The organism is Streptomyces sp. YS-3 (assembly GCF_045257485.1).
In the GTDB taxonomy this organism is placed as follows: Bacteria; Actinomycetota; Actinomycetes; order Streptomycetales; family Streptomycetaceae; genus Streptomyces.
Genome location: NZ_JBJHPC010000453.1, coordinates 1 through 5,867 on the forward strand (window position 1 = coordinate 1; position 5,867 = coordinate 5,867).

The following is a 5,867-nucleotide window of genomic DNA, read 5'->3' on the forward strand; positions in this document are numbered from 1 at the left end:
TCTCGTGGTCGGCGAGGTGCATCTTGACGGAACCCAGCACGGTTTCCACTGGTGGAACCGGCTGTCGAGCGGTGTGGAACTCGATCTGACCCGCGAGCAGTTCCAGCGCGGGCAGACGGTCACGGCTGCTCGTGTCGTCGTGCGGCCGTCGGGCCCGCTGCCTCGCCGCTGGGAGGAGTACCTCCTGTTGCGTGAGCGTGTGGTCAAGCACCTTGGTTCGCTTCCGGAGCCCGTCTGAGGAGACAGAGGGCACCGGGCCGGGGCGAGGGGGACGACGCCCCGACCGCTGGTGGCCTGGGTCAGCCGCAGAGAGGACCTTCGGTCAGGACGACGTGCCGGTGGGTCCGTTGGGGATCCGCGCGGGCAGTCCGGGGCCAACGTGGGGGAGGCCGTCACCCACTGGGTGGCGGCCTCTCCGCAGGTCAGTGGACGAGCCTTCAGCTGCGGGCAGTTGGTGGGAGGTTAGCCCAGTGGGTAGCTCAGGTTGCTTACGTACCATTGCTGCTGGGGCTTGTAGTTGGCTGTCCACAGCTGCAAATGGTCGCCCGGGACGCCCGGGTTGTTAGCACCCGCAGTGACGGCGTCGAGCACGTAGTTGGTGTTCACCCCGTTGATGAACTCGTAGTTCCCCCCTCCCAGGGGCCATAGGTACCAGTGTTGCTGCGCCGCCCCGTTGCAGGTCCAGTCCTGCACTTTGCCGCCGTCGCCTATGTGGTTCAGGTCGGCGTCCATGCACCTGCCCCAGATGTCCTTGATCTCCCACCAGGCTCCACCGTGGCTGTCTCGCCTGGTGAGCTGGTGAAAGGTCCAGTTGTAATACGGATGGCTGAGGCCCGAGCAGCCGCCCATCTGGAGCTGCCAGCCGTCACTTCCACCGCCGTTGACACAGAGGTAGGGGGCGTAATTGCTGACGATCTTCGACGTTGAGTCGGCGCTGGCCGATGCCGCACCGGCCGCCGACGCCGGCGCCGCACCCGCCACGAACGCCATCGCTGCGAGTCCCACAATTCCCGCGCCGAGCGTTCCCCGGACGCGCGTCCCTGACCTGTGGCTGGCAAACCTCATACGTGATACCTCCCCATCGGGCGCTGCTCGGCAAGGTTGTGCGCCCCACGCTCGCAGCTGCTTCTGACTGACGGCACCAACCATCGCCACAAGAAGCGTTGTCCGCACCACCCAGCCGACAACGATGCAGGCTGGCGCCCACCCATGGGCGGACAACAGGGCTTGTCCGCGGACAGGCGGCACGTCCAAGCTCAGAGATTTTCGTATGCCCGGCTCGCGTCGTGGACATGAGGCGAGCGGTGCGCGCGTCATTCAGTTGCCGTCATCCGAGGAGCATGCGGCAGCGGCCACGCCGGGGACGGCACATTGCTGTGGGCTGTCGTCGACATTGGCCGAGAGACCGGGGTCCGGCTCGGGAACACGGTACGCGAGTCTTGGCACGCTGGGGCCAGACGATGGGGCGCGCCGGCCGGCGCACGGGAGCCGGGTAGCCGGTTTCGCTTCGATCGCCGGACCGACTCCGTCCCGTCTGCGGGCTCCGAAGGCGATCCGGTCGCCAACACCGCTAGACCGAGGTTCCCCCATGCCCCCGCTCAACTTCGCTGAAGAGCTCGCCCGCTCCCCGGCCAACAGGACCGCAGCCTCCCCCAGCACCCAACAGTCCCGAAGCCGCCAGCACAGCCCCACACAGCCGATAGCCTGCCGCCACGGAAGCAACACACAACGCACAGATAGGACAGGTGATTTGACGGACATGTCGGACTCTCTAAAGGTGAGCGAAAACCACTCCGCAGCCAGCTGAACCCGCAGGTCACCGCCTGTGGTCCCCGCGCATGCGGGGGTGATCCGTCTGGGAGCGGAGGAGGAGCCGCTACAGCTGCGTGGTCCCCGCCGCATGCGGGGGATGATCCCGCGCATCCGCCCTACTTTGACCGTGCTGGGCTGTGGTCGCCACGCCTGCTCAGCCCGTTGCACGTGCTCCAGGAAGAGGAGAGGGTCGAGACATGAAGACTGATCGGACGCGCGTTCGAGTGTAGATCGGGTCGAAGGGCGCGGCTCAGCGGTGCTCAGCCAAGGTGTCGACTTTGCAGCATCATCAGTGCCGCGATGGCGTTCGCGCTCCGGACCTTCCCGCGCGCCACCAGCTCGGGAAGGCTCTTCAGCGGGACCCACTCCCGATGCGCCGACTGGAAAGCCCCCGCCTGTGCGGGGACCACATCGTGGAGCCGGTCGGTTCCCGTCCCAACAGCGGTTCACCCCCCGCCTGCGTGGGGACCACTCTTCCTGAGCTACATGGTTAAGGACGCTGGCGTCGGTGCAGGCCTTTGCTGGGTGCAGTGTGATGAGATGAGGTTTCTCCCCTCGGGAGTGAAGTAGGTTCTCTGCCGGTCGACTTGTGTCCCGTAGGCCCGGTAGGAAGATCATGACGAATTGGTGATTTTCCGTAGAGGGGACCCTGGATGCGCCGTGCCCGGATCAGTTTTGCCGCCACCGCCCTCACCACGCTTGCTCTGTTGCTCTCCCCTGCCGCAGCCCACGCCTCACCAGCCCAGGCAGCCGCCCCCGGCGCGACCGTTACCATGCCGGTTCTTGACGCGCTGCAGGACCTGCCCGTACGGGCCGAGGACCGCACGGGATATCAGCGCAGTATGTTCAGGCACTGGGTGGACGCTGACCGTGACGGCTGCAACACCCGCCAGGAAGTCCTCAAGGCCGAGGCACTCCAGGCACCGGTGCAGGGGCCCAAGTGCGCCCTGACCGGCGGTTCCTGGTATTCCCCCTACGATGGCCTGTACTTCGACGACGCCCGCAAGCTCGACATCGACCACCTGGTCCCCCTCGCCGAAGCCTGGGATTCCGGCGCCTCTACCTGGAGTGCAGCGCAGCGTCAGGCCTACGCCAACGACCTCGGTGACGAACGGGCGTTGATCGCGGTCTCTGCCGCCTCCAACAGGTCCAAGGCCGACCAGGATCCTTCCACCTGGCTTACCCCATCTGCCGGCTACCGCTGCCAGTACGTCACCGACTGGATCGCGGACAAGACCCGCTGGGGACTTGACATCGACCCCGCCGAACACGCCGCCCTCACCGACGYCCTSTCSRCCTGCCCCAACCCCGACATCACCGTCACCACCGCCCGCTGACACCAGCCTGCCTAACGGTCCGCGGCGAAGGGCAGGCAGGGGCCCCCTGCCAGCCCCTCCCCATGGATGACAGCAACAGCCCATGCCCGCTTCCACTCACGGGGTGAACACGCGGCGCCAGGAACGGTCGCTACACGCCTCGAACGCCGGGCAGGCGCCGGGTCAGGCGCTGAGGAGCATCACCGGTGCTGGCCGGACGCGGCACCAGCAGGTCCTCGCGCAGGGCCACGGAGCTATGACTCTCGGGACGCTGGCACGGCTCTGCGGCCACGGGGCCGCCGCCAGTGTCGGCCTTGTCAGCGGACCCCGCTTGCTGCCTGCCGCTCCCGCCGGACAGCCCCTGCCGCGGACGACGCGAGCGGGCCCGTCAAGCCCCTGCGCGGCCGCCCTTCGTACGGGTGCTCCGTGCTCCGTCACACAACCGCCGGCCCACGCGGAGCCGTCCCTTGAGGCATGCCCCTCGATGAGCAGCACCTTGACCAGCCCGGCCTTGCCGTCCTCGATATCACCGCCGCCGACGAGGACACCGCCCGCATCGTGATGGAGTGCCTGGAGCAGCTGTGGGCGACCTCCGGTGTCACCCCGGTACAGCGCGTCCCCGGCCACGGCGGTGTCCGGGCACGGGTGTACGCCGACGTACGACGCCGCCCCGGGACAGCGGACTGAAGGCGCTGACCTTGCCGTCGTCGCGGCATCGGGCACGTGGCTGTCTGAAGAACTGATGCATGCTCAGCCGGTGGCCCGTGAAGTGTTCAGGGACTGGGCGAAGCCTGCGAGCGTGCGTAAGTCGTCCTCGCGCAGCGATGAGCTCGCCGATTCAGCCAGGCCGCCGGTGTACGGCATAGCGCTGGTCTGGCTCATCGGTGCACCCGCGAAGACCGCACCGCGCGAAGCCGGCGACGTATGAGGCGACCCCCACGGAGCTGCACCTCTCAGCACGCATCCCAGCCGCAGGTGCGACTGATTTTGAACGAATGACGGCCCTCAGTGACTGCGAATTTTCGTATTTTTCATCTGCACACTTTTTGGTCTCCCAGACGCTCTACAGATGGAGGCGCCTGCTTCCGCGCCGGGGAGGGGCGGCGTTGTTGCCATCACTGTGGGAGGGCACGTGCAGCACAGTGCTGCGTGGTTGGTTCAGATCGCGCTGGCGGTGCGGGTCTTGGGACCCGACGTGATCCACGGCTGTCGGCGGCTTCTGGCTGCCTGTGTGCGCATAGGCATTGCCGACCTGGCTCTTGCCCGGCGTCCCGCGGCCGAGACGCACGAGACGGCCTCTGAGGTGGAGCGGTGAGCGAGGGCGGGCCGGAGGATTCCGGCAATGCCGTGGACGTGCCGCACCGTCAGGGCCGCCAGCCGATGAGCCAGTGGTCACCGGCCCAGCGGCTGTCGTACTGGGCGTTCCATGCCGGCAAACGCCACGCCTACATGCGGTTCGCCTACCTGCAGTTGGGCTCCGATGCGGATGCGGAGGAGGCCGTCGACAAGGCCTTCGAGGCGATCATAAGGGAGTGGCTGCGGATGCTGGCGATGCGCAACCTGGAGGGTTACGCGTGGACGGTCCTGAAGAACCGGATCTTCGATCAGCAGCGTGCACGCAAGCGCAGGCCCGAGCCAGCCGATATCAGCGCCTTCGAGGCCGCCGTGAAGGACGCGGTCTGTGACCCGTATGAACTGCTGACGGGAGTCATCCAGTTCTATACCGCGGTCAAACACCTGAGCGAGCGTCAGCGCGACGCGGTCGTCCTGCGTTACGGACTGGACTGCACCACCAAGGAAGCGGCGGCCGTCATGGGCGTCGATGAGGCCACCGTCCGCTCCCACCTCAGCCAGGCCTGCCGGCGTCTGGCCAAGCTACTCGACGTCCCCGCCAAACCCAGTGGAGACGGGAAGGCCCACTCATGAGCGATCCCACCCGCATTTTCCGGTACCTGGAGGACTTCTTCGCCAGGGCCGGCGCCCGCAGCCGCTACGCCGACTACGACCTGGCGGCGGCCGAAGGCCGCCTGCTGCGCAAGCAGCACCGCCACGAGAGCCGATCCGCCGCAACGGGGGGCAACAGCGCCCTGCTTGAGCCGTGGTCGTGCCCGTACCTGCCTGGCACGTGGGGCTCCTCCGGCGCGGACGGGCCCGTGGATGCCGAAGATGCACGGCAGGAGCTGACCGCGCTGAGCGTCCTGGTGGTGTGCGGCCCCGGTGCGCCCGAGCAGCTCGGGGACTTCATCCGCTCCCATCACGCCGACTGGCAGGGCGCGTTGGTCTTCGCCTGCCTGCTCTACCTGGCCGACCGCTACGACGGAGCCCGGTTCTGGTGGCAGTTCGCCGCATACGCCAGCGAAGGCGAGGACGGGGACGGTGCGGCCTACTGCCTGTTCCTGGACCACTCGCGCCGCGGCGAATACGAGGACGCTGAACTGTGGGCGCGGCGCCTCACCCAGCCCCGCCTACGGCCCCGGCCAAGCACACGAGACAACGCGGGGGCGCCGATGCTGCCCGCGGTCAGGCCAGGACGTGTCCTGGCCTGCGTCGAGGAGCACCATCACGAGGATGTGGGGCCCATCCCGCTACCACGGTGCTCCCTCGTCGCCGCCCTCACGGCCTTCGTCCGCAGCATCCCCGCCGAGCTGCGGGCCATGCCCCGTCCCCCCCGGGCAGCCAAGCCCGCCGCGGGCGCACAGCGCCTGCCTGCGTGGCCAGGGGGGATGTACCTGCCAGTTC

The 5,867-nt window shown here is 67.9% G+C and carries 6 protein-coding genes and 1 pseudogene; 5 read left to right on the top strand and 2 right to left on the bottom strand.

Annotated features, from left to right (window positions below):
* A pseudogene (locus tag ACJA3G_RS27915) lies at positions 1 to 238 on the top strand (hypothetical protein); the annotation flags it as partial.
* A 224-nt stretch (positions 239 to 462) separates the two neighbouring features.
* On the opposite strand, the gene ACJA3G_RS27920 reads toward ACJA3G_RS27915, so the two are convergent.
* Complete coding sequence (locus ACJA3G_RS27920; protein WP_406555805.1) at positions 463 to 990, bottom strand: RICIN domain-containing protein; 528 nt, start codon at positions 988 to 990, stop codon at positions 463 to 465.
* A 1,475-nt stretch (positions 991 to 2,465) separates the two neighbouring features.
* Here ACJA3G_RS27920 and ACJA3G_RS27925 point away from each other — a divergent pair.
* On the top strand, positions 2,466 to 3,149 hold the full coding sequence (locus ACJA3G_RS27925; RefSeq protein ID WP_406555806.1) for an HNH endonuclease family protein: 684 nt from the start codon (positions 2,466 to 2,468) through the stop codon (positions 3,147 to 3,149).
* Between the two features lie 453 nt (positions 3,150 to 3,602).
* Entirely contained in the window at positions 3,603 to 3,815 is a 213-nt protein-coding gene (locus ACJA3G_RS27930) for a DUF6207 family protein (RefSeq protein WP_406555807.1), read from the top strand.
* Between the two features lie 63 nt (positions 3,816 to 3,878).
* On the opposite strand, the gene ACJA3G_RS27935 is transcribed toward ACJA3G_RS27930, so the two are convergent.
* Positions 3,879 to 4,010: a hypothetical protein gene (locus ACJA3G_RS27935; protein ID WP_406555808.1), complete on the bottom strand. Its 132-nt coding sequence runs from the start codon at positions 4,008 to 4,010 to the stop codon at positions 3,879 to 3,881.
* Between the two features lie 429 nt (positions 4,011 to 4,439).
* On the opposite strand from ACJA3G_RS27935, the gene ACJA3G_RS27940 reads away from it, so the two are divergent.
* Both ACJA3G_RS27940 and ACJA3G_RS27945 read left to right on the top strand, forming a co-directional pair.
* Entirely contained in the window at positions 4,440 to 5,054 is a 615-nt protein-coding gene (locus ACJA3G_RS27940) for an RNA polymerase sigma factor (RefSeq protein ID WP_406555809.1), read from the top strand.
* On the top strand, positions 5,051 to 5,867 hold an 817-nt coding region (locus ACJA3G_RS27945; protein ID WP_406555810.1), incomplete at its 3' end, for a hypothetical protein. The genes ACJA3G_RS27940 and ACJA3G_RS27945, both read left to right, overlap by 4 nt.

What these genes read in the sequence shown, in the direction of transcription:
- ACJA3G_RS27920 (WP_406555805.1), bottom strand. Translation starts at nt 990, where the DNA reads ATGGCGTTCGTGGCGGGTGCGGCGCCGGCGTCGGCGGCCGGTGCGGCA.
- ACJA3G_RS27930 (WP_406555807.1), top strand. Translation starts at nt 3,603, where the DNA reads ATGCCCCTCGATGAGCAGCACCTTGACCAGCCCGGCCTTGCCGTCCTC.
- ACJA3G_RS27935 (WP_406555808.1), bottom strand. Translation starts at nt 4,010, where the DNA reads ATGAGCCAGACCAGCGCTATGCCGTACACCGGCGGCCTGGCTGAATCG.